Genomic DNA, 21,711 nt, shown 5'->3' with positions numbered 1-21,711 from the left:
GGGAAGAACTGCAAGAGACAAAAAGAGGAATCGCGAAGAACTGCGAAAATCAGCCTACGTCGGCCCCGCCGCCCAGCCGCTCACCCGGAGCGATGCGCACCCCGCGCGCCCAGTCGGCGGCCTTCATCGGCTTCTTGCCCTGCGGCTGCACCCAGAGCAGCTCCACGGCGTGCGAGCCGGTGCCGACGTAGACGTTGTTCTTGGCCACGCCCAGGTCGCCCGGCTTCAGGTCGGTCCGGTCCGCGACCGGCGCGACCGAGACCAGCTTGAGCCGCTCCCCGCGGAAGACCGTCCACGCGCCCGGCGCCGGGGTGCAGCCGCGCACCAGCCGGTCGACGCGCATCGCGGGCGCGTGCCAGTCGACCCGGGCGTCCTCGACGGTGATCTTCGGCGCGAGCGAGACCCCGTCGGCGGGCTGCTCCACCGCGCGCAGGGTGCCGTCCTCGATGCCGTCCATGGTGGCGACCAGCAGCCCGGAGCCGGCGAAGGCGAGGCGGGTCAGCAGGTCGCCGCTGGTGTCGGTGGGCCGGATCTCCTCGGTGAGGATCCCGAAGACCGGGCCGGTGTCGAGCCCCTCCTCGATCCGGAAGGTGGAGGCACCGGTGACCTGGTCCCCCGCCATGATCGACTGCTGCACGGGTGCGGCACCGCGCCACGCGGGCAGCAGCGAGAAGTGCAGGTTGACCCAGCCGTGCTTGGGGATGTCCAGGGCGCCCTTGGGAATCAGCGCGCCGTACGCGACCACCGGGCAGCAGTCGGGGCCGATCTCGCGCAGCCGGGCCTGGAACTCCGGGTCGCGCGGCCGCACGGGCTTGAGGACCTCGATGCCGGCTTCCTCGGCGCGCTCGGCGACGGGGCTGGCGACGAGGCGACGGCCCCGGCCGGCCGGAGCGTCGGGCCGGGTGACGACGGCGGCGACCTCGTGGCGCCCGGAGGCGATCAGAGCGTCCAGGGCGGGCACGGCGACCTCGGGGGTGCCTGCGAAGACGAGCTTCACTGGGGTCTACCTCGCTATCTCGGCTGTCAGCAGCGCATCAGTCTATGCGGTGGCCGCACACCGTCCCACTTGCGAGGCGACGCCCGCCCGAGGGGGCGTACGCACACACGCGCGCTCCTCGCATATGCCGACACGCCCCCATAGCGTGACCTGCCCACCGGGTAGCGCGTTGGTCAAGAGAGATTGACCGAAACGGGCCGCGAAACAGAACGGTGTCTGCGGCCCGATCCGCTCTTCAGCACCGGTTCGAGAGGCTTCTTCATGGCCGACCACGCCACCCACGACGCCCAAGCACGGGCCAGCCTGCACCTCCTGGTGCGGGACATCGAGCGGGTTCGCCGGCAGGTGGATGCTCTGCGTACGCTCACCGCTCAGCTCGGCAACGTCTACCGCCCGCGCCGCTCAGGCCCCTCCACCGGCTTCGTCGTCTACGGCCGGGCACCCGCACCCACCGTCCGCCTCGCGCAGGAACTGCGGGACAGCGTCGAGACGCTGGTCACCGCCGCGGTGGACTTCGACCGCTCGCTCGGCTTCTCGTGGGACGCGGTCGGCTCGGCGCTCGGCGTCACCAAGCAGGCCGTCCACCGGCGCTACGGTGCCCGCCGGGCGCAGAGCGCCGAGCCCGGCAGCGCCGAGCGGGAGCCGCTGGCCGAGGGCACGACGCCCCGGACCCTGGGGCCGCTGCCCACCGTCCCGGCGGCGCGCTCGGTGCCGCCGCAGCCGGTGCGCGAGGAGGCGGGCGCGTCCCGCCCCGGCGCCTTCCCCGGCCCCCGCAACGGCTGACCCACCCCCGTCGGGACGCCGACCCCCGACGACCCCCGCCCCCGGCGAACCAGACCACCCGCCGGGGGCTTCCGTCGTCCCCGCCCGCCGTCCGGGACGCAGCCAATCCAGCCGTCCGGCGTTTGAGGACCGGGGTCCGGGGCGGAGCCCCAGGAGCAGTTCAGCCCGTCCGGCGTTGAGGACCGGGTCCGGGCAGCGCCCGGGGAACGGGCGAAGGGCGGGTAGGGGACTCCGCCCCGCAGGGCCGCCCCACCCCTCAGCCGATGTCCAGCGGATCGATCCGGATCCGGACCGCCTCCGCCACCGGAACCCCCTTCGCCATCCGAGCCACCTGCGCCGCCTTCAGCGCAGCGGCCAACGCGGCCCCGCTCCCGGGCGGGACCCGGACCAGCGCCCGCTCCCCCGCGGACGGCTCCCCCCGCCGCCCGGGCAACGGCACGGGCCCCAGCACCTCCGCGTCCGGCGGCAACCCGGCCCCCGCCAGGAAGGCCTCGACCGCCTCCGCGCTCCCCGCCGCGACCGCCGCCATCCGGGAGACCGGCGGGAACCCGAGCTGTGCCCGCTCCGCCAGCTCCCGTACCGCGTGCCCGACGGGATCCCACCGCACCAGCGCCTGGACCGGCCGCAGCGTCGGCTCGGCGACGACCACCACCTGTCCGTCCCCCCGTACCAGCGAGGCCGCCGCGATCCACCGCCGCAGCGCGTCCTCGCTCGCCCGCAGGTCGGGCCGGCTCAGCATGGCCCAGCCGTCCAGCAGCAGCGCCGCCGCGTATCCGGCGCCCGCCGCGACCGGCTCGGCGCCGGGCGTGGACACCACCAGCGCGGGTCGGTCCGGCACCTCGTCCAGGATGTGGTCGCGCCCGGAGGTCCGTACGGGGACGGCCGGGAAGGCCCGCCCCAGTTCCTCGGCGGTCCGCCGCGCGCCCACCACCTGGGCCCGCAGCCGGAACGATCCGCATTCCTCGCAGTGCCAGGCCGGCTCGGCCCGACCGCACCACCCGCAGTGCAGGTCCCGCGCGTCGGGCGCCTCCAGGGGCCCCGCGCAGACCGTGCACCGCGCCGGCGTCCGGCACCGCTCGCAGGCCAGCCGGGGCACGTAGCCGCGCCGGGGCACCTGGACGAGCACGGGCCCGGTCTTCAGTCCCTCCCGTACGGTCTCCCACGCGAGGCTCGGCAGCCGGGCGGCCCGCGCGGCCCCGTCCCGGGCCAGCAGCTCGTCTCCGACGGTCCGGATCCGGGGCGCGCACGTCCGTACCGTCTCGCGGTCGGCGACCAGCGGCCGGGCCCAGCCGGACTCGACGAGCTGCGCGGCCTCCACCGTGCAGCTGGTGCTGCCCACCAGGAAGGCGCAGCCGTCGGTGACCGCGCGCAGTTCCAGCACCTCCCGCACGTGCGGGAAGGGGGCGTGGACGTCGCTGTGGCTGGAGTCGCCGTCGTCCCAGACCGCGACGAGCCCGAGGTCCCGTACGGGAGCGAACATCGCGGCCCTGGTACCGACCACGGCCCGCACCGAGCCCCGGCTGACGGCCAGCCACTGGCGGTAGCGCTTCTCCGGCCCGGACTCGGCGGTCAGCAGCGCGTGGCGCCCCTCGCCGAGCAGGGCGGTGAGCGCCGCGTCCACGCGGGCCGCGGTGCGCCCGTCGGGGACCACCGTGAGGGCGCCGCGTCCGGAGGCGAGGGTGGCGGCCATGGCGCGGGCCAGCTCGTCGGCCCAGCCGGGGCCGGGCAAGGCCGTCCACACGGCGCGCGGGGTGCCGCCGCCCGCCAGGGCCCGCAGGAAGCCGGGGCCTGCTCCGTACCGCGCCCAGCCGGCGGGCTCGGGCGCAGCCGGCGGGGGCAGCGGTTCGGGGGACGGCTTGGCTTCGGCGCGGGCGCTGCGCGCGGGCAGCGCGAGCTGGAGCACGTCGGCGAGGCTGCCGGCGTACCGGTCGGCGACGGCGCGGGCGAGGGCGAGCATGCGGGGGCCGAGGACGACCTCGGGCGAGACGACCTGGGCGAGGGCGGCGAGGGCTCCGTTGTAGTCGGACTCGGCGCGGCGCTCGATGACGAAGCCGTCGATGAGCCCGCCGCCCTCGCGGCGGCCGCCGTGGACCCGGTGGGAGCCCGCGCCGAAGCGGACCCGGACGCGGACGCCGGGCTGGGCGGACTCGGAGAGTTCGGCGGGGACCGCGTAGTCGAAGAGCCGGTCGAGGTGGAGCACGCCCTTGTTCACGAGGACCCGGGCCACGGGCAATTCCTCGGCGACGGAGGCCCCGCGCCAGGTCCGCGGCTTGGCCTTGGGCGCCTTGGCCTTCGCCTCGGCGACCATCTCCCGCATCAGCGCGAGCTGCTCCGGCGGACCGCCCGGCCCGCTCCGCTCCCCCGCGTCATTGGTGCTGCTCACACCCGCATTCTTACCAAACCCCACCGACAACGGCGGACGGGCCCGCACGCACGGACGGCCCCGGACCACGAGGGTCCGGGGCCGTCCGTCGAACGGGTGCTCTTGGCGGTCCTACAGGCCGGCAGCGGTCCGCAGGGCGTCCACGCGGTCGGTGCGCTCCCAGGTGAAGTCCGGCAGCTCGCGGCCGAAGTGGCCGTAGGCGGCGGTCTGGGCGTAGATCGGGCGCAGCAGGTCGAGGTCGCGGATGATCGCGGCCGGACGCAGGTCGAAGACCTGGCCGATGGCGTTCTCGATCTTCTCGACGTCGACCTTGTGCGTGCCGAAGGTCTCGACGAACAGACCGACGGGCTCGGCCTTGCCGATCGCGTACGCGACCTGGACCTCGCAGCGCGAGGCCAGACCGGCGGCGACCACGTTCTTGGCGACCCAGCGCATGGCGTACGCGGCGGAGCGGTCGACCTTGGACGGGTCCTTGCCCGAGAAGGCGCCGCCACCGTGACGGGCCATGCCGCCGTAGGTGTCGATGATGATCTTGCGGCCGGTCAGGCCGGCGTCGCCCATCGGGCCGCCGATCTCGAAGCGGCCGGTGGGGTTGACCAGCAGGCGGTAGCCCTCGGTGTCGAGCTTGATGCCGTCCTCGACGAGCTGGTTCAGGACGTGCTCGACGACGAACTCGCGGATGTCCGGGGCGAGCAGCGAGTCCAGGTCGATGTCCGCCGCGTGCTGCGAGGACACGACGACCGTGTCGAGGCGGACGGCCTTGTCGCCGTCGTACTCGATGGTGACCTGGGTCTTGCCGTCGGGACGCAGGTACGGGATGGTCCCGTTCTTGCGGACCTCGGACAGCCGCTTGGACAGGCGGTGCGCGATGTGGATCGGGAGCGGCATGAGCTCGGGGGTCTCGTCGCAGGCGTACCCGAACATCAGGCCCTGGTCGCCGGCACCCTGCTTGTCGAGCTCGTCCTCGTCGCCCTCGACCCGCTTCTCGTACGCGGTGTCGACGCCCTGCGCGATGTCCGGGGACTGTGCGCCGATGGACACCGACACGCCGCAGGAGGCGCCGTCGAAGCCCTTCTTCGAGGAGTCGTAGCCGATCTCGAGGATCTTGTCGCGGACGAGCTGCGCGATCGGCGCGTACGCCTTCGTCGTCACCTCTCCCGCGATGTGGACGAGACCGGTGGTGATGAGGGTCTCCACGGCGACGCGCGAGGTCGGGTCCTCGGTGAGGAGCGCGTCGAGGATGGTGTCGCTGATCTGGTCAGCGATCTTGTCGGGGTGACCCTCGGTCACAGACTCCGAGGTGAAGAGACGACGGGACACAACGCTCCCTGGGGTTGCAGCGGCTGCTGGCTGAAATATTGGTGGAACCTCATCGGAGGCTGCGCCCGATCACGTTCCGGCTGCAGTTTATCGGTCGCCACCGTTCGCCGGACCACCCGTCTCGCCCTATGGGAGCCGTGTGACCTGCGACACTCCATTCTTACCCAAGGATCAGCCCGCGGAAAGGGCCTCCGCTCAGGCGCGTCGCACAGCGAGTCGCGGTGCGACCTGATCCCAAATCACGTCCGCGAGCGATTCCTTCGGACCGTAGGGGACGGCGAGCTCGTTTCCGTCGGAGGACAGGATGACCGCCTCGTTCTCCTCGGAACCGAAGGTCTTCGCCTCACCCACCTCATTGACGACGAGAAGGTCACACCCCTTGCGGAGGAGCTTGCTCCGCCCGTTGGCCAGTACGTCGTCGGTCTCGGCGGCGAAACCCACGACGATCTGGCCCTCACGGGCCCGGTCGGCGGAAATCTCCGCGAGAATGTCCGGATTACGTACGAGGGTGACCGGTGCCGGCTCCTGCCCGTCCTTCTTCTTGATCTTTCCGCCCGCGTACTCGGCCGGCCGGAAATCGGCCACGGCCGCGGCCATCACCACCGCGTCGGCGTCCGCGGCGGCCTTGAGCACCGCCTCGCGCATCTGTAGGGCCGTCCCGACCCGTACGAGGTCCACCCCGGCGGGGTCGGCGAGCGCGGTGTTGGCGGAGACCAGGGTGACCCGGGCCCCGCGGGCCACGGCGGTACGGGCGAGGGCGTAGCCCTGCTTGCCGGAGGAGCGGTTGCCGAGGAAGCGGACCGGGTCCAGGGGCTCCCGCGTACCGCCCGCGCTGATCACCACGTGCCGGCCGACGAGGTCGGGCTCGGCCACCCCGCGGGCCAGGACCCTGGTGCACACCTCGAAGATCTCCTCGGGGTCGGGCAGCCGCCCCTTGCCGGTGTCCTTGCCGGTGAGCCGGCCGACCGCCGGCTCGATGACCACGGCGCCGCGGCGGCGCAGCGTGGCCACGTTCTCCTGGGTGGCCGGGTGCTCCCACATCTCGGTGTGCATCGCAGGTGCGAACACCACCGGGCAGCGTGCGGTGAGCAGGGTGTTGGTGAGCAGGTCGTCGGCCAGCCCGTGGGCGGCCTTGGCGAGCATGTCGGCGGTGGCCGGGGCGACGACCACGAGGTCGGCGGACTGCCCGATGCGCACGTGCGGCACCTCGTGGACGCTCTCCCAGACCTCGGTGGAGGCCGGGTTCCCCGAGAGGGCGGCCCAGGTGGCCTCCCCGACGAAGTTCAGCGACGCCGCCGTCGGCACCACGCGTACGTCGTGCCCGGACTCGGTCAGTCGGCGCAGCAGCTCGCACGCCTTGTAAGCGGCGATCCCGCCGCTGACTCCGAGCACGACCTTCGGCTTACCCACCACACACGCCCCTTCGGCTGATGACCGCTATGACACCTATGACACACCACAGGCCCGGCAGATGTTCTGCCGGGCCTGTGGTGAAAGGAAAACTCGTGCCTTACTGAGGCGGGGCCTCGATGGCCTCGGAGGTCAGCAGACCCGCGTTGATCTCGCGCAGCGCGATCGAAAGCGGCTTCTCGTGGACGTGGGTGTCCACCAGCGGGCCGACGTACTCGAGCAGGCCCTCACCGAGCTGCGAGTAGTACGCGTTGATCTGACGCGCGCGCTTGGCCGCGTAGATCACGAGGCTGTACTTCGAGTCCGTGGCCTCGAGCAGCTCGTCGATCGGCGGGTTGATGATGCCCTCGGGCGCAGTAATGGAAGAGGACACGCTCTACCTTCCGAAGATGGGGTAAGACCTAGAAATGCCGAATGTGGACCGTCCGGACCGGTTGAACACCGGTCAACGATCAGACGACATTCATCAAGGCTAGCAGCTCGCGTGCGACGTCCTCGACCGAGGTGTTGACCAGGGTGGTGTCGAACTCGGATTCGGCAGCCAGTTCGATCTTGGCGGCACCGAGCCTGCGCTCGACGACCTCCGCGGTTTCGGTGCCCCGGCCGGTGAGCCGGCGGACCAGCTCGTCCCAGCTCGGAGGAGCCAGGAAGACCAGCTGTGCCTCGGACATGGACTCGCGTACGAGCCGTGCGCCCTGGAGATCGATCTCCAGCAGGACCGGCTCGCCGTTCTCCAGGCGTTCCAGCACTGCGCCGCGCGGTGTGCCGTAGCGGTTGCCCGCGAATTCGGCCCACTCCAGCAGCTCGCCATTGGCGATCAGCTTGTCGAACTCGTCGTCGTTGACGAAGAAGTAGTGGACTCCGTGTCGCTCACCGGGCCGCGGCTTGCGGGTGGTGGCCGACACCGAGAGCCAGACCTCGGGGTGAACCTTGCGCATATGCGCGACGACCGTGCTCTTGCCGACCCCCGAAGGGCCGGAGAGCACGGTCAGCCGCGGACGAACCTCTGCTGCCATAGAGCGATTATCCAGCTTCTCGGGACTGCCTGAGAACGCCGGGAGAACTTCGGACGACGCCTTAGGCGGCGTTACCGCCGAACTCGCGCTCCAGAGAGGCGATCTGGTTGGAACCGAGACCTCGGACACGCCGGGACTCGGAGATGCCGAGGCGCTCCATGAGCTGCTTGGCGCGCACCTTGCCGACGCCAGGCAGGGACTCCAGGAGAGCGGAAACCTTCATCTTGCCGATGACGTCGTTCTCCTGCCCCAGCTTGATGACGTCGTGCAGGGAGGCGCCGGAGTGCTTGAGTCGATTCTTCACCTCGGCCCGCTCCCGGCGAGCCGCGGCGGCCTTTTCGAGCGCTGCTGCGCGCTGTTCAGGGGTAAGGGGCGGAAGAGCCACGCCTACGTCACCTCGGATGTCGAACTGTCGGATACGGACCAGTGGAATGCCGGAAGGCATCACACCAGGGCGAGCCCCCGAACAGCGGTGGTGCTCGATCGCCGCTCGTTCGCTCTGCTCGGAGACTAGCGGCCATGACCGCTCCAGTCAGCGAGAACGGACGAAAAGTCCTGGTCAGCCTCCACTGAACCGTACATCACGGACAAACCACCCCGGATTTGTCCGGTGAAAGACGTTCGAATTTCGTCAGAGAGTGCGATGAGACCGTCCGACGGCGTCCTCGAACGCCCCGATCCCGCGTACGGCGAGTGCCGCGCGCAGCTCGTCGCGGATCCTCAGGGGCGCGGACGGATCGTTGAACAGGGCGGTCCCGACCGCCACGCCCGAAGCGCCGGCGAGGACGAATTCGAGCGCGTCCCGGCCTGAGGCGATCCCGCCCATCCCGAGGATGGGGACCCGCCGGACGGCGCCGGCCAGCATGGCCCCGTACACCTGGAAGACGCAGCGGACGGCGACGGGCCGGATCGCCGGGCCGGAGAGGCCTCCGGTGACCCCGGCGAGGGCCGGGCGCATGGTGTCGGTGTCGATGGCCATCCCGAGGATGGTGTTGATCATCGAGAGCCCGTCGGCGCCCGCCTCCGTACACGCGGCCGCGATGTCGGTGATCCGCGTCACGTCGGGGGTCAGCTTGGCGTAGACGGGCAGGGCGGGGTCGGCCGCCGCCTTCACCGCCTCGACCACCCCGAAGGAGGCGTCGGCGTCGCAGGCGAAGACGAGACCGCGGTTCGCGACGTTGGGGCAGGAGATGTTGGCCTCGATGCCGACCACGCCGGGCTGCCCGGTCAGCCGGGCCGCCGCCTCGGCGAACTCCTCCGTCCGCTCCCCCGCGACCGATACGAGCACCCGTGCCCCGCGCTCGGCCAGCCAGGGCAGCTCGTGCTCGACGAAGTGGTCGATGCCGGAGCCCTGGAGCCCGATGGAGTTCAGCATCCCGCTGGGGGTCTCGGCCATCCGGGGAGTGGCGCGGCCGGAGCGGACCTGGGGCATCACGGTCTTGGTGGTGATGGTGCCGAGCTCGTGCAGGGGGGTGAACCGGTGCAGCTCACGGCCGTAGCCGGCGCAGCCGGAGGCGGTGGAGACGGGGTTGGGGAGGGTGACGCGGGCACCGAGGGGTGCGGACATGTCCACGTCTTCGGGGTTCAGAGGGTGCAGAGGGTTCTGGGGGTTCAGAGGGTGCAGGGGGTTCTGGGGGTTCACCGGTCGCTCGCCTTCGGGGTCATGGCGGCCGCGCCTTCGAGGTCGTCGGGCAGGGTTCCGGCGTCGTCCCAGCGGACGGTGGCGCCGTCGAAAACGGGGCCGGATGTGCAGGAGCGAAGGAATCGCGTGACGCCGTCGGGGCCGGTGACGGGCAGGACGCAGCTCATGCAGATCCCGATCCCGCAGGCCATGGCCTCCTCGACGGCGGTGTGGCTGGCGGCTCCGGCGGCGGTGGCGATCTCCGTGACGGCCTTGAGCATGCCCATCGGACCGCAGGAGTGGACCTCGGTGGCGCCGGTCACCGTGAGGGCCTCGGGGAGCGCGTCGGTCACCCGGCCCCGCCGTCCGGCCGAACCGTCGTCGGTCACCACGTACACGTGCTCGGCGAGGGCCTCGGCCCGCTCGACTCCGAACAGTCGGTCCTCGGTGGCCGCACCGAGCACGAAGGCGACCCGGCCGCCGCGCCCGAGGATCTCCTCGGCGAGGGCGAACATCGGGGCGCTGCCGTAGCCGCCGGCGACGAGGACCGCCGCGACCGGGCCGTCGGGGAGCGGGAAGGGCGTGCCGAGGGGGGCAATGAGGTCCACGGTGTCGCCGGGGCGGTGCGCGGCCAGTGCCCTGGTCCCGCGGCCGGCCTCGGCGAAGACGAACTCGACGGTGCCTTCGGTGGGGTCGGCGCGGTGGATGGAGAACGCGCGGCGGAGCAGTGTGCTCGCATTCCGGCCGCCGATGGCGAGGGCGCCGAAGTGGCCCGGGCGGGCTCCCGTCACCCCGGGGGCGTCGAGGACGAGGTGGTGGTAGGCCCCGACGGGCGTGATCCGCCGGATGGCGGCGACGGTCTGTACTGGGGGCACGCGGGGCGCTCCGATCGGGGATAGGGGGCGTAACCCCCCACCCCATGCTCGCCCGGGGACCCCCCGCGCCACACTGGTCCGAAGCCCCGACCCTCCGGGCCCTACGCCCCGGCCCGCCCCCGGACCACCCCCGCGCCTCGAACGCCGGCGAGGCTGAGGTTGCCGCTACGCGGCAAACCAGGAGCGGGGGTCCGGGGGCGGGCCGGGGGAACGGGCGAAGGGCGGGTAGGGGACTCAGAGCCGTGCAGCGGCCCCGCAGGCTACGCCGCTACGGCCGCGCGGATCTCCTCCGCGAAGGCGTGCGCCGAGGCACGGAGCGCGGCCGCGTCGGGCCCGTGCTTCAGCACGCCCCGCGACACGTTCGGAACGACGTTGCGGACGGCCGCGCCGAACACCGCCGGGAGGTCCGCCGCGGTAGCGCCCTGCGCCCCGATGCCGGGGGCCAGCAGCGGCCCGTTGATGTCCAGGTCGAAGGAGGACAGGTCCCCGAGCGTCGCCCCGACCACGGCTCCGAAGGAGCCCATCGGGGAGGCCCCCGCGTTCTCCGCCGCCAGGTGCGCCAGCATCGTCGCGCCGATCGAGCGACCGTCCGACCGCACCGCCCGCTGGACCTCCGCACCCTCCGGGTTGGAGGTCAGGGCCAGGACGAACAGGCCGGCCCCCGACTCCCGCGCCAGGTCGACGGCCGGCTTCAGCGAGCCGTAGCCGAGGTACGGGGAGACCGTCAGCGCGTCGGAGAACAGCGGCGAGGAGGGCGAGAGGAAGGTCTCCGCGTACGCGGCCATCGTCGAGCCGATGTCACCCCGCTTCGCGTCCATGACGACCAGCGTGCCCGCCGCACGGGCGTCGGCCACAGTCTGCTCGAGCACCGCGATCCCGCGCGAGCCGAACCGCTCGAAGAACGCCGCCTGCGGCTTGAAGACCGCGACCGAGTCGGCGAGGGCTTCGACCACCGTGCGGGAGAACTTCTCCAGGCCCGCGATGTCGTCGTTCAGGCCCCAGGAGGCCAGCAGGGCGGCGTGCGGATCGATGCCGACGCAGAGCGGCCCGCGGGTGTCCATCGCCTCGCGCAGCCGCGTACCGAAGGGGATCACAGGAGTCGCAGAGGTCACAGGGCGGCCTTTCGGGTTTCCGCGCCCACCGCTTCGGCGAGCGTCGCGTACGGGCTGGCGGCCAGGCGCGCGGCCAGGCCCTTGTGGATGGCGCGGGCGTAGCAGGGGCCCTCGTAGATGAAGGCGCTGTAGCCCTGGACCAGGCTCGCGCCGGCCAGGATCCGCTGCCAGGCGTCCTCGGCGTTCTCGATGCCGCCGACGCCGACCAGGACCAGCCGGTCGCCCACGCGGGCGTACAGCCGCCTCAGGACCTCCAGCGAGCGCTCCTTGACGGGAGCGCCGGACAGGCCGCCGGTCTCCTTGACCAGCGAGGCGTCGGACTTCAGGCCGAGACCCTCGCGGGCGATCGTCGTGTTCGTCGCGATGATGCCGTCCAGGCCCAGTTCCAGCGCCAGGTCGGCGACGGCGTCCACGTCCTCGTCGGCGAGGTCCGGCGCGATCTTGACGAGCAGCGGGACCCGCCGGTCGGTCACGACGCGGTCCGCCGCCTCGCGCACCGCGCTCAGCAGCGGACGCAGCGACTCGGTGGCCTGGAGGTTGCGCAGGCCCGGGGTGTTCGGGGAGGAGACGTTGACGACGAGGTAGTCCGCGTGCCGGGCGAGGCGCTCGGTGGAGGCGACGTAGTCGGCTACGGCCTCCTCCTCGGGGACGACCTTGGTCTTGCCGATGTTGACGCCGACGACGGTCTTGAAGACCGGCACGCGGGCCGCCAGGCGCTCGGCGACGGCCGCCGAGCCCTCGTTGTTGAAGCCCATGCGGTTGATCAGCGCGCGGTCCGGGACCAGCCGGAACAGCCGCTTCTTCGGGTTGCCGGGCTGGGCCTCGGCGGTGACGGTGCCGATCTCGATGTGGTCGAAGCCGAGCATCGACATCCCGTCGATGGCGACGGCGTTCTTGTCGAAGCCGGCCGCGAGCCCGAAGGGGCCGTGCATCCGCAGGCCGAGGGCCTCGGTGCGCAGGGACGCGTACCGGGGGGCCAGGTAGGCGGCGACGAAGGTGCGCAGGACCGGGGTGCGGGCGGCGAGGCGGATCCAGCGGAAGGCCATGTAGTGGGCCTGCTCCGGGTCCATGCGCTTGAAGACCAGGTCGAAGAAGAGTTTGTACATCGTGCAGGGGTTCCCTTGTGCGCTCATGAAGCTCATGAAGAGGGGGACGACCGTCGCGCATCGCGCTGGACGGTGTCCCCCTCCCCTCTACGGGCCGTACGGGCTGTCAGATCCTGGGACCTAGTCGCGGGCGGCGATCAGCCGCTGCGCGTGCTCCTGGAGCGAGCGGACGCCCACGTCGCCGCGGTTGAGCGCGTCGATGCCCTGGACGGCCGCGGCGAGCGCCTGGACCGTGGTGAGGCACGGGACTCCGCGTGCCACGGCGGCCGTACGGATCTCGTAGCCGTCGAGGCGGCCGCCGGTGCCGTACGGGGTGTTGACGATCAGGTCGACCTGGCCGTCGTGGATGAGCTGGACGATGGTCTTCTCGCCGCCCGGGCCCTCGCCCTCGCTGAGCTTGCGCACGACGGTGGCGTTGATGCCGTTGCGGCGCAGGACCTCGGCGGTGCCGGAGGTGGCCATCAGCTCGAAGCCGTGGGCGACGAGCTCGCGCGCCGGGAAGATCATCGTGCGCTTGTCGCGGTTGGCGACGGAGATGAAGGCGCGGCCCTTGGTGGGCAGCGGGCCGTAGGCGCCGGCCTGCGACTTGGCGTACGCCGTGCCGAAGACGGAGTCGATGCCCATGACCTCGCCGGTGGAGCGCATCTCCGGGCCGAGGACGGTGTCGACGCCGCGGCCGTGGATGTCGCGGAAGCGCGACCACGGCATGACGGCCTCCTTGACGGAGATCGGCGCGTCGAGCGGCAGGGTGCCGCCGTCGCCGGTCTTCGGGAGCATGCCCTCTTCGCGGAGCTCGGCGATGGTGGTGCCGAGCGAGATGCGGGCGGCGGCCTTCGCGAGCGGGACGGCGGTCGCCTTCGAGGTGAAGGGGACGGTCCGGGAGGCGCGCGGGTTGGCCTCCAGGACGTAGAGGATGTCACCCGCCATCGCGAACTGGATGTTGATCAGGCCGCGGACGCCGACGCCCTTGGCGATGGCCTCGGTGGAGGCGCGCAGCCGCTTGATGTCGTAGCCGCCGAGGGTGATCGGGGGCAGGGCGCAGGCCGAGTCGCCGGAGTGGATGCCGGCTTCCTCGATGTGCTCCATGACGCCGCCGAGGTAGAGCTCGGTGCCGTCGTAGAGGGCGTCGACGTCGATCTCGATCGCGTCGTCGAGGAACCGGTCGACCAGCACGGGGCGGGTCGGCGAGATCTCGGTGGACTCGGCGATGTACGAGGACAGCCGGTCCTCGTCGTAGACGATCTCCATGCCGCGGCCGCCGAGCACGTACGAGGGGCGTACGAGGACGGGGTAGCCGATCTCGTCGGCGATGGCCTTGGCGCCGGCGAAGGTGGTGGCCGTGCCGTGCTTGGGGGCGGGCAGGCCGGCCTCGGCGAGGACCTGGCCGAAGGCGCCGCGGTCCTCGGCCGCGTGGATGGCCTCCGGCGGGGTGCCGACGACGGGGACGCCGTTGTCCTTGAGGGCCTGCGCGAGACCCAGCGGGGTCTGGCCGCCGAGCTGGACGATGACACCGGCGATGGGGCCGGCCAGCGACTCGGCGTGGACGATCTCCAGCACGTCTTCGAGCGTCAGCGGCTCGAAGTACAGGCGGTCGGAGGTGTCGTAGTCGGTGGAGACGGTCTCCGGGTTGCAGTTGACCATCACGGTCTCGTAGCCGGCGTCGCTGAGGGCGAAGGAGGCGTGGACGCAGGAGTAGTCGAACTCGATGCCCTGGCCGATGCGGTTCGGGCCGGAGCCCAGGATGATGACCGCGGGCTTCTCGCGCGGGGCGACCTCGGACTCCTCGTCGTACGAGGAGTAGAAGTACGGGGTCTTCGCGGCGAACTCGGCGGCGCAGGTGTCGACCGTCTTGTAGACCGGGCGGACGCCCAGGGCGTGGCGGACCTCGCGGACGACGTCCTCGCGCAGGCCGCGGATCTCGGCGATCTGGGAGTCGGAGAAGCCGTGGCGCTTGGCCTCGGCGAGCAGCTCGGGGTGGAGCTTGTCGGCGGCGGCCAGCTCGTCCGCGATCTCCTTGATGAGGAAGAGCTGGTCGACGAACCAGGGGTCGATCTTCGTGTACTCGAAGACCTCTTCCTGGGTGGCGCCGGCGCGGATGGCCTGCATGACGGTGTTGATGCGGCCGTCGGTCGGGCGGACCGCGGTGGCGAGGAGCTCTTCCTTGTCGCCGGTGGGGCCGACGAAGGTGAACTGCGAGCCCTTCTTCTCCAGCGAGCGCAGGGCCTTCTGCAGGGCCTCGGTGAAGTTGCGGCCGATGGCCATGGCCTCGCCCACCGACTTCATGGTGGTGGTGAGGGTGGCGTCGGCCAGCGGGAACTTCTCGAAGGCGAAGCGCGGGGCCTTGACGACGACGTAGTCGAGGGACGGCTCGAAGGAGGCCGGCGTCTTCTCGGTGATGTCGTTGGGGACCTCGTCGAGCGTGTAGCCGATGGCCAGCTTGGCGGCGATCTTGGCGATCGGGAAGCCGGTGGCCTTCGACGCGAGCGCCGAGGAGCGGGAGACGCGCGGGTTCATCTCGATGACGATGACGCGGCCGTCGACCGGGTCGATCGCGAACTGGATGTTGCAGCCGCCGGTGTCGACGCCGACCTCGCGGATGATCGCGATGCCGATGTCGCGCAGCCGCTGGTACTCGCGGTCGGTGAGCGTCATCGCCGGGGCGACGGTGATGGAGTCGCCGGTGTGGACGCCCATCGGGTCGAAGTTCTCGATGGAGCAGACGACGACGACGTTGTCCTTGGTGTCGCGCATCAGCTCCAGCTCGTACTCCTTCCAGCCGAGGATGGACTCCTCCAGGAGCACCTCGGTGGTCGGGGAGAGCATGAGGCCCTGGCCGGCGATGCGGCGCAGCTCTTCCTCGTCGTGGGCGAAGCCGGAGCCGGCGCCGCCCATGGTGAAGGAGGGGCGCACGACGACGGGGTAGCCGCCGAGGGTGTCGACGCCCTGGATGATGTCGTCCATCGTGTGGCAGATGACCGAGCGGGCGGACTCGCCGTAGCCGATCTTGGCGCGGACGGCTTCGACGACGCCCTTGAAGAGGTCGCGGTCCTCGCCCTTGTTGATCGCCTCGACGTTGGCGCCGATGAGCTCGACGCCGTACTTCTCCAGCACACCCTGCTCGTGCATGGAGATGGCGGTGTTCAGTGCGGTCTGGCCGCCGAGGGTCGGGAGCAGCGCGTCGGGGCGCTCCTTCGCGATGATCTTCTCGACGAACTCGGGGGTGATCGGCTCGACGTACGTGGCGTCGGCGATCTCCGGGTCGGTCATGATCGTGGCGGGGTTGGAGTTCACCAGGATCACCCGCAGGCCCTCGGCCTTGAGGATGCGGCAGGCCTGGGTCCCGGAGTAGTCGAACTCGGCGGCCTGGCCGATGACGATCGGGCCGGAGCCGATGACCAGGACGGACTGGATATCGGTGCGCTTAGGCACGATCGGCCTCCATCTGGGCGGTGTTCATCAAAGACGTGAAGCGGTCGAAGAGGTACGCGGCGTCGTGCGGGCCGGCAGCGGCTTCGGGGTGGTACTGGACGGAGAAGGCCGGCTGGTCGAGCAGCTGGAGGCCTTCCACGACGTTGTCGTTCAGGCATACGTGGGAGACCTCGGCGCGGCCGTAGGGGGTCTCGGACACCTTGTCGAGGGGCGCGTCCACGGCGAAGCCGTGGTTGTGCGCGGTGATCTCGACCTTGCCGGTGGTGCGGTCCTGCACCGGCTGGTTGATGCCGCGGTGGCCGTACTTCAGCTTGTAGGTGCCGAAGCCGAGCGCGCGGCCCAGGATCTGGTTGCCGAAGCAGATGCCGAAGAGCGGGGTCTTGCGGGCGAGGACGCCCTGCATGACGGAGACAGCGTGGTCGGCGGTGGCCGGGTCGCCCGGGCCGTTGGAGAAGAAGACGCCGTCGGGGTTGACCGCGTACACGTCTTCCACGGTGGCGGTGGCGGGGAGCACGTGCACCTCGATGCCGCGCTCGGCCATCCGGTGCGGGGTCATGCCCTTGATGCCGAGGTCCACGGCGGCGACGGTGTACTTCTTCTCACCGATCGCGGGGACGACGTACGTCTCCTTGGTGGCGACCTCGGCGGAGAGGTCGGCGCCCTTCATCTGCGGGGCGGCCTGGACCTTGGCCAGCAGCGCCTCGTCGCGAACGCCCTCCCAGGCCTCGCCCGAGAAGATGCCGACGCGCATGGCGCCGCGCTCGCGCAGGTGGCGGGTCAGGGCGCGGGTGTCGATGCCGGAGATCCCGACGACGCCCTGCGTGACGAGCTCCTCGTCCAGCGAGCGCACGGAGCGCCAGTTGGAGGGGACGCGGGCGGGGTCGCGTACGACGTACCCGGCGACCCAGATGCGGGAGGACTCGGGGTCCTCGTCGTTGACGCCGGTGTTGCCCACGTGCGGGGCGGTCATCACGACGACCTGTCGGTGGTACGACGGGTCGGTGAGGGTCTCCTGGTAGCCGGTCATGCCGGTGGAGAACACGGCCTCGCCGAAGGTCTCCCCCACAGCGCCGTAGGCGCGGCCGCGGAAGATCCGACCGTCCTCCAGGACGAGTACGGCGGGAGCTTTGGCTGCTCCCCTGGTGGAGGTCGTCATCGTTCGGCGCCTTCCGTCGTGGTGATTGAGTGGTTCATGAGGTTGATCGCTTCGACCCAGGCGGCGTGTTCTGCCGCACGGTCGGAGCGGAATCCGGAGTCGATCAGCCTGTCGCCGTGCGCCCATGTGACGACGAGGAGACCGCCCTCGGTGAGTACCTTGCCCGCGATTCCCTTGTCGAGGCGGGCGCCGCGCAGCTGCGCGGCCGGTACGAAGAAGTCGGTGGCACCCGGACGGACCACGTCGAGGCCCGCGTCGGTGAGCGCGAGCTCGACCCGGCTGCGGACGCCCAGTCCGTGGGCGACGATCCGGTCGAGCCACTGCCCGGCGGTGGTGGACCCGTGGTACCGGCCGGTCAGGGCCAGCCGGTGCTCGGGGAGACCGCCGGGGGCGGCGGGCAGCTCCGGCAGATCGCTCTGCAGGGTGCCGCGCCACTTCCAGCCCTGCCGCATCAGCCAGTACACGAACGCGATGAAGACGAGCAGACCGATCACCCACGCGATGCGGGCACCCCAGTCCGTCACCTCCGCCGACTGTCGTGTCGCCTCGGCGGCCAGTTGGATTACTGCAGGTGTCACGCCAGCGTCCCGTCCACGACCGTTGCCCGGCCCCGCAGGAAGGTGTGAGTGACGCGACCCGGCAGCTCACGGCCCTCGTAAGGCGTGTTGCGGCTGCGGGAGGCGAAGTGTGCGGGGTCCACGACACCACGGTACGAGGTATCGACCAAGGTCAGGTTCGCGGGTTCACCTGCCGAGACGGGGCGTCCGTGGTTCGGGAGGCTGCCGATGCGCGCCGGGGCGAAGGACATGCGCTCGGCGACGCCCGCCCAGTCGAGCAGTCCGGTCTCCACCATCGTCTGCTGGACGACGGAGAGCGCGGTCTCCAGGCCCACCATGCCCATGGCGGCGGCGGCCCACTCGCAGTCCTTGTCCTCGTGCGGGTGCGGGGCGTGGTCGGTGGCGACGATGTCGATCGTGCCGTCGGCCAGCGCCTCGCGCAGGGCCATGACGTCGGCCTCGGTGCGCAGCGGCGGGTTGACCTTGTAGACCGGGTTGTACGAGCGCACGAGCTCGTCGGTGAGGAGCAGGTGGTGCGGGGTGACCTCGGCGGTGACGTCGATGCCGCGGGACTTGGCCCAGCGGATGATCTCGACGGAGCCGGCGGTGGAGAGGTGGCAGATGTGGACGCGGGAGCCGACGTGCTCGGCGAGCAGGACGTCGCGGGCGATCACCGATTCCTCGGCGACGGCCGGCCAACCGCCGAGGCCGAGCTCGGCGGAGACGATGCCCTCGTTCATCTGGGCGCCCTCGGTGAGGCGGGGCTCCTGGGCGTGCTGGGCGACGACGCCGCCGAAGGCCTTCACGTACTCCAGGGCGCGGCGCATGATCACCGCGTCGTCCACGCACTTGCCGTCGTCGGAGAAGACGGTGACGCGGGCGGCGGACTCGTGCATGGCGCCCAGCTCGGAGAGCTGCTTGCCCTCCAGGCCGACGGTGACGGCGCCGATGGGCTGTACGTCGCAGTAGCCGGACTCCTTGCCCAGGCGCCACACCTGCTCGACGACGCCGGCGGTGTCGGCGACGGGGAAGGTGTTGGCCATGGCGAAGACGGCGGTGTAGCCGCCGGAGGCGGCGGCGCGGGTGCCGGTGAGGACGGTCTCGGAGTCCTCGCGGCCGGGCTCGCGCAGGTGGGTGTGGAGGTCGACGAGGCCGGGAAGGAGGACCTGGCCCGCGGCTTCGATGACGGTCGCGTCGCCGGCGTCGAGGTCCGTGCCCACGGCGGCGATGGTCTCGCCGTCGATCAGGACGTCCTGGACGTCGCCACCGAGTACCTTCGCGCCACGAATAAGGATCTTGCTCATCTTTACTTGCTCTCCTCGGTGCGGGGCGTGCTGGTGGTGGTGACGGCGGGCTCGGAGCCTCCGAGCAGCAGGTACAGGACGGCCATCCGGATCGAGACGCCGTTGGTGACCTGCTCGATGACCGTGCAGCGGTCGGAGTCGGCGACCTCGGCGGTGATCTCCATGCCGCGGACCATCGGGCCGGGGTGCATCACGATGGCGTGCTCGGGCATCCGCGCCATGCGGGCGCCGTCCAGGCCGTAGCGGCGGGAGTACTCGCGCTCGGTCGGGAAGAAGGCGGCGTTCATCCGCTCGCGCTGCACCCGCAGCATCATCACGGCGTCGGACTTCGGCAGCACCTCGTCCAGGCTGTACGAGATCTCGCACGGCCAGGCCTCGACGCCGACGGGCACCAGGGTGGGCGGGGCCACCAGGGTGACCTGAGCGCCGAGGGTGTGCAGCAGGTGGACGTTGGAGCGGGCGACCCGGCTGTGCAGGACGTCGCCGACGATGGTGATCCGGCGGCCGTTCAGGTCCTTGCCGAGCCCGACGTCCTTGCCGACCAGGCGGCGGCGCATGGTGAAGGCGTCGAGCAGGGCCTGGGTGGGGTGCTCGTGGGTGCCGTCGCCGGCGTTGATCACCGGGGCGTCGATCCAGCCGGAGGTGGCGAGGCGGTAAGGGGCGCCGGAGGCGTGGTGGCGGATGACGACCGCGTCGACGCCCATGGCCTCCAGGGTCTGGGCGGTGTCCTTCAGGGACTCGCCCTTGGAGACGCTGGAACCCTTGGCCGCGAAGTTGATGACATCGGCGGAGAGGCGCTTCTCGGCGGCCTCGAAGGAGATCCGGGTCCGGGTCGAGTCCTCGAAGAACAGGTTGCAGATCGTGCGGCCGCGCAGGGTGGGCAGCTTCTTGATCGGCCGGTCCGCGACACGAGCCATCTCCTCGGCGGTGTCGAGGATCAGGACGGCGTCGTCGCGCGTGAGATCGGCGGCCGAGATGAGGTGGCGCTTCATCCGGGTGCTCCGTTTGTCGGTGAGGTCAAGGCCGTGGTGAGTTCAAAGCCGTGGTGAGGTCAAAGCCGTGGTGAGGGCAGACGGGCTGGCTGGGGGTGCGGGCAGGGCAGGCTCCGGCGCGGACCCGAGGGGCCCGGCCGTCGGGTCGGAGCTACTGCCCGGCTGCCCGGTCGGTCCGCTGGCCGAGCAGCACGGCGTCGCGGCCGTCCTCCTCCTGGACCTGGACCTGGACGTTCTCCCGCAGCGACGTGGGGAGGTTCTTGCCGACGTAGTCGGCGCGGATCGGCAGCTCGCGGTGGCCGCGGTCGACGAGGACCGCGAGCTGCACCGCGCGGGGGCGGCCGATGTCACCGAGGGCGTCGAGGGCGGCGCGGATGGTGCGGCCGGAGAAGAGAACGTCGTCGACGAGGACGACCAGGCGGCCGTCGATGTCGTCGCCGGGAATCTCGGTGCGGCCGATCGCCCGGGCCGGCTTCATCCGCAGATCGTCGCGGTACATGGTGATGTCGAGGGAGCCGACCGGGATCTTCACACCGGTGATCTCTTCGAGCTTGGCGGCCAGCCGGCGGGCGAGGAACACGCCACGGGTGGGAATGCCGAGGAGCACCACATCGTCGGCGCCCTTGGCGCGTTCGACGATTTCGTGGGCGATGCGGGTCAGAACACGGGCGATGTCCTGCGCTTCGAGAACGGGGCGCATGACATCGGTATCGATACCGGCGTTCCGAGACTGCGGGGACTGAGACTGCCGGGAGTGCTGAGTGTCCATGAAAAGGACCTCCTTCTCCGCCTCACGGGACGGACCTTAAAGGACGTCGGATGTACCTGTTCCACGGTACCAGGGGGATTCCCGCGACCGGGCATCGGGGCAGACCAGGACCCCTCTTACGTGGGCGTCGGAGACCATTCGGCTTGACGCATCCAAGTAACGCTGCGTAACCTCACAGTGAGTTACCAGCCGCGCGGCGGAGCCGCACGTGGTCATGTCGTCACAGCGTCCGGGAGCGTTATGTCCAGCGAATACGCCAAACAGCTCGGGGCCAAGCTCCGCGCCATCCGCACCCAGCAGGGCCTTTCCCTCCACGGTGTCGAGGAGAAGTCCCAGGGCCGGTGGAAGGCCGTGGTGGTCGGTTCTTACGAGCGCGGAGACCGCGCCGTGACCGTCCAGCGTCTCGCCGAGCTGGCGGACTTCTACGGGGTTCCGGTGCAGGAGCTGCTGCCGGGTACGACCCCCGGCGGAGCGGCCGAGCCGCCGCCGAAGCTGCGCCTGGACCTGGAGCGCCTCGCCCACGTTCCCGCAGAGAAGGCCGGCCCGCTGCAGCGTTACGCGGCGACCATCCAGAGCCAGCGCGGCGACTACAACGGCAAGGTGCTCTCGATCCGCCAGGACGACCTGCGCACCCTCGCCGTCATCTACGACCAGTCGCCCTCGGTCCTGACCGAGCAGCTCATCAGCTGGGGCGTACTGGACGCGGACGCGCGTCGTGCGGTGGCGCACGAGGACATCTAGTCCCCCACGCCTCAGCAGAAACGTTTACCGGTGGGTGCCGGGAGCCGACAGGCAGCCGGCCCCCCCCGGGTTTTTGATTGCCGCACACGGGCCGCCCGCGCCCACGGGGGGGAAGACGGGGGGGGGGGGGGTATTAAAAA

Annotated in this window: 19 protein-coding genes; 2 read left to right on the top strand and 17 right to left on the bottom strand. The window is 71.3% G+C overall.

Going from position 1 to position 21,711, the window contains the following annotated elements; translation table 11 throughout:
* Window positions 1-49 precede the first annotated feature (49 nt).
* Window positions 50-997 (bottom strand): methionyl-tRNA formyltransferase, encoded by a 948-nt coding sequence (fmt, locus tag ACFVX6_RS34935; RefSeq protein ID WP_389698402.1) that lies wholly within the window; start codon window positions 995-997, stop codon window positions 50-52.
* A gap of 261 nt (window positions 998-1,258) precedes the next feature.
* On the opposite strand from fmt, the gene ACFVX6_RS34930 reads away from it, so the two are divergent.
* A complete protein-coding gene (locus tag ACFVX6_RS34930) occupies window positions 1,259-1,780 on the top strand; it encodes a hypothetical protein (protein WP_389698400.1) in 522 nt (173 codons plus the stop codon).
* A gap of 256 nt (window positions 1,781-2,036) precedes the next feature.
* Here the strand turns inward: ACFVX6_RS34930 and ACFVX6_RS34925 are convergent, their stop codons facing one another.
* The 16 genes from ACFVX6_RS34925 to pyrR all read right to left on the bottom strand — a co-directional run bounded on the left by ACFVX6_RS34925 (window position 2,037) and on the right by pyrR (window position 20,830).
* Window positions 2,037-4,163 (bottom strand): primosomal protein N', encoded by a 2,127-nt coding sequence (locus ACFVX6_RS34925; protein ID WP_389698398.1) that lies wholly within the window; start codon window positions 4,161-4,163, stop codon window positions 2,037-2,039.
* Between the two features lie 111 nt (window positions 4,164-4,274).
* Entirely contained in the window at window positions 4,275-5,483 is a 1,209-nt protein-coding gene (metK, locus tag ACFVX6_RS34920) for a methionine adenosyltransferase (RefSeq protein WP_243334350.1), read from the bottom strand.
* A 195-nt stretch (window positions 5,484-5,678) separates the two neighbouring features.
* Window positions 5,679-6,893: a bifunctional phosphopantothenoylcysteine decarboxylase/phosphopantothenate--cysteine ligase CoaBC gene (coaBC, locus tag ACFVX6_RS34915; RefSeq protein ID WP_389698395.1), complete on the bottom strand. Its 1,215-nt coding sequence runs from the start codon at window positions 6,891-6,893 to the stop codon at window positions 5,679-5,681.
* Window positions 6,894-6,993: 100 nt separating this feature from the next.
* Entirely contained in the window at window positions 6,994-7,266 is a 273-nt protein-coding gene (rpoZ, locus tag ACFVX6_RS34910; RefSeq protein ID WP_266910431.1) for a DNA-directed RNA polymerase subunit omega, read from the bottom strand.
* A 79-nt stretch (window positions 7,267-7,345) separates the two neighbouring features.
* On the bottom strand, window positions 7,346-7,909 hold the full coding sequence (gene gmk, locus ACFVX6_RS34905; protein WP_243334346.1) for a guanylate kinase: 564 nt from the start codon (window positions 7,907-7,909) through the stop codon (window positions 7,346-7,348).
* Window positions 7,910-7,970: 61 nt separating this feature from the next.
* Window positions 7,971-8,294, bottom strand: coding sequence for an integration host factor, actinobacterial type (gene mihF, locus ACFVX6_RS34900; RefSeq protein ID WP_243334344.1), 324 nt, complete (start codon window positions 8,292-8,294; stop codon window positions 7,971-7,973).
* 246 nt (window positions 8,295-8,540) lie between these two features.
* Window positions 8,541-9,476 carry a dihydroorotate dehydrogenase gene (locus ACFVX6_RS34895; protein ID WP_389698392.1) on the bottom strand — a complete coding sequence of 312 codons (936 nt, stop codon included), beginning with the start codon at window positions 9,474-9,476 and terminating at the stop codon, window positions 8,541-8,543.
* A gap of 71 nt (window positions 9,477-9,547) precedes the next feature.
* Window positions 9,548-10,405: a dihydroorotate dehydrogenase electron transfer subunit gene (locus ACFVX6_RS34890; protein WP_389698390.1), complete on the bottom strand. Its 858-nt coding sequence runs from the start codon at window positions 10,403-10,405 to the stop codon at window positions 9,548-9,550.
* Between the two features lie 260 nt (window positions 10,406-10,665).
* Window positions 10,666-11,499, bottom strand: coding sequence for an orotidine-5'-phosphate decarboxylase (pyrF, locus tag ACFVX6_RS34885; RefSeq protein WP_389698412.1), 834 nt, complete (start codon window positions 11,497-11,499; stop codon window positions 10,666-10,668).
* A gap of 14 nt (window positions 11,500-11,513) precedes the next feature.
* Window positions 11,514-12,623, bottom strand: coding sequence for a quinone-dependent dihydroorotate dehydrogenase (locus ACFVX6_RS34880; protein ID WP_250741548.1), 1,110 nt, complete (start codon window positions 12,621-12,623; stop codon window positions 11,514-11,516).
* A 120-nt stretch (window positions 12,624-12,743) separates the two neighbouring features.
* Window positions 12,744-16,052, bottom strand: a complete 3,309-nt coding sequence (carB, locus tag ACFVX6_RS34875; RefSeq protein WP_389698388.1) for a carbamoyl-phosphate synthase large subunit — start codon at window positions 16,050-16,052, stop codon at window positions 12,744-12,746.
* A complete protein-coding gene (carA, locus tag ACFVX6_RS34870; RefSeq protein WP_389698386.1) occupies window positions 16,045-17,208 on the bottom strand; it encodes a glutamine-hydrolyzing carbamoyl-phosphate synthase small subunit in 1,164 nt (387 codons plus the stop codon). The genes carB and carA overlap by 8 nt, the downstream gene beginning before the upstream one ends.
* Entirely contained in the window at window positions 17,205-17,786 is a 582-nt protein-coding gene (locus ACFVX6_RS34865; RefSeq protein WP_389698384.1) for a hypothetical protein, read from the bottom strand. The genes carA and ACFVX6_RS34865 overlap by 4 nt, the downstream gene beginning before the upstream one ends.
* Window positions 17,783-19,069 (bottom strand): dihydroorotase, encoded by a 1,287-nt coding sequence (locus ACFVX6_RS34860; protein WP_266959200.1) that lies wholly within the window; start codon window positions 19,067-19,069, stop codon window positions 17,783-17,785. Before ACFVX6_RS34860 ends, ACFVX6_RS34865 begins: the two co-directional genes overlap by 4 nt.
* Window positions 19,070-19,071: 2 nt before the next feature.
* On the bottom strand, window positions 19,072-20,061 hold the full coding sequence (locus ACFVX6_RS34855; RefSeq protein WP_389698382.1) for an aspartate carbamoyltransferase catalytic subunit: 990 nt from the start codon (window positions 20,059-20,061) through the stop codon (window positions 19,072-19,074).
* Window positions 20,062-20,212: 151 nt separating this feature from the next.
* Window positions 20,213-20,830, bottom strand: coding sequence for a bifunctional pyr operon transcriptional regulator/uracil phosphoribosyltransferase PyrR (gene pyrR / locus ACFVX6_RS34850; protein WP_389698380.1), 618 nt, complete (start codon window positions 20,828-20,830; stop codon window positions 20,213-20,215).
* Between the two features lie 240 nt (window positions 20,831-21,070).
* On the opposite strand from pyrR, the gene bldD reads away from it, so the two are divergent.
* A complete protein-coding gene (gene bldD / locus ACFVX6_RS34845; protein WP_069929708.1) occupies window positions 21,071-21,571 on the top strand; it encodes a transcriptional regulator BldD in 501 nt (166 codons plus the stop codon).
* The last annotated feature ends 140 nt before the right edge of the window (window positions 21,572-21,711 follow it).

It is taken from the genome of Streptomyces sp. NPDC058289, from assembly GCF_042880975.1.
GTDB classification, from domain to species: domain Bacteria; phylum Actinomycetota; class Actinomycetes; order Streptomycetales; family Streptomycetaceae; genus Streptomyces; species Streptomyces stoeckheimensis.
Note: the sequence above shows the minus strand (reverse complement) of the source record. Positions and strands in the feature narration are given on the sequence as shown.

Excerpts from the sequence above, each read along its gene's own strand:
- ACFVX6_RS34930 (WP_389698400.1), top strand. The coding sequence starts at position 1,259 with ATGGCCGACCACGCCACCCACGACGCCCAAGCACGGGCCAGCCTGCAC.
- gmk (WP_243334346.1), bottom strand. The coding sequence starts at position 7,909 with ATGGCAGCAGAGGTTCGTCCGCGGCTGACCGTGCTCTCCGGCCCTTCG.
- ACFVX6_RS34895 (WP_389698392.1), bottom strand. The coding sequence starts at position 9,476 with ATGTCCGCACCCCTCGGTGCCCGCGTCACCCTCCCCAACCCCGTCTCC.
- ACFVX6_RS34880 (WP_250741548.1), bottom strand. The coding sequence starts at position 12,623 with ATGTACAAACTCTTCTTCGACCTGGTCTTCAAGCGCATGGACCCGGAG.
- carA (WP_389698386.1), bottom strand. The coding sequence starts at position 17,208 with ATGACGACCTCCACCAGGGGAGCAGCCAAAGCTCCCGCCGTACTCGTC.
- ACFVX6_RS34860 (WP_266959200.1), bottom strand. The coding sequence starts at position 19,069 with ATGAGCAAGATCCTTATTCGTGGCGCGAAGGTACTCGGTGGCGACGTC.
- ACFVX6_RS34855 (WP_389698382.1), bottom strand. The coding sequence starts at position 20,061 with ATGAAGCGCCACCTCATCTCGGCCGCCGATCTCACGCGCGACGACGCC.
- pyrR (WP_389698380.1), bottom strand. The coding sequence starts at position 20,830 with ATGGACACTCAGCACTCCCGGCAGTCTCAGTCCCCGCAGTCTCGGAAC.
- bldD (WP_069929708.1), top strand. The coding sequence starts at position 21,071 with ATGTCCAGCGAATACGCCAAACAGCTCGGGGCCAAGCTCCGCGCCATC.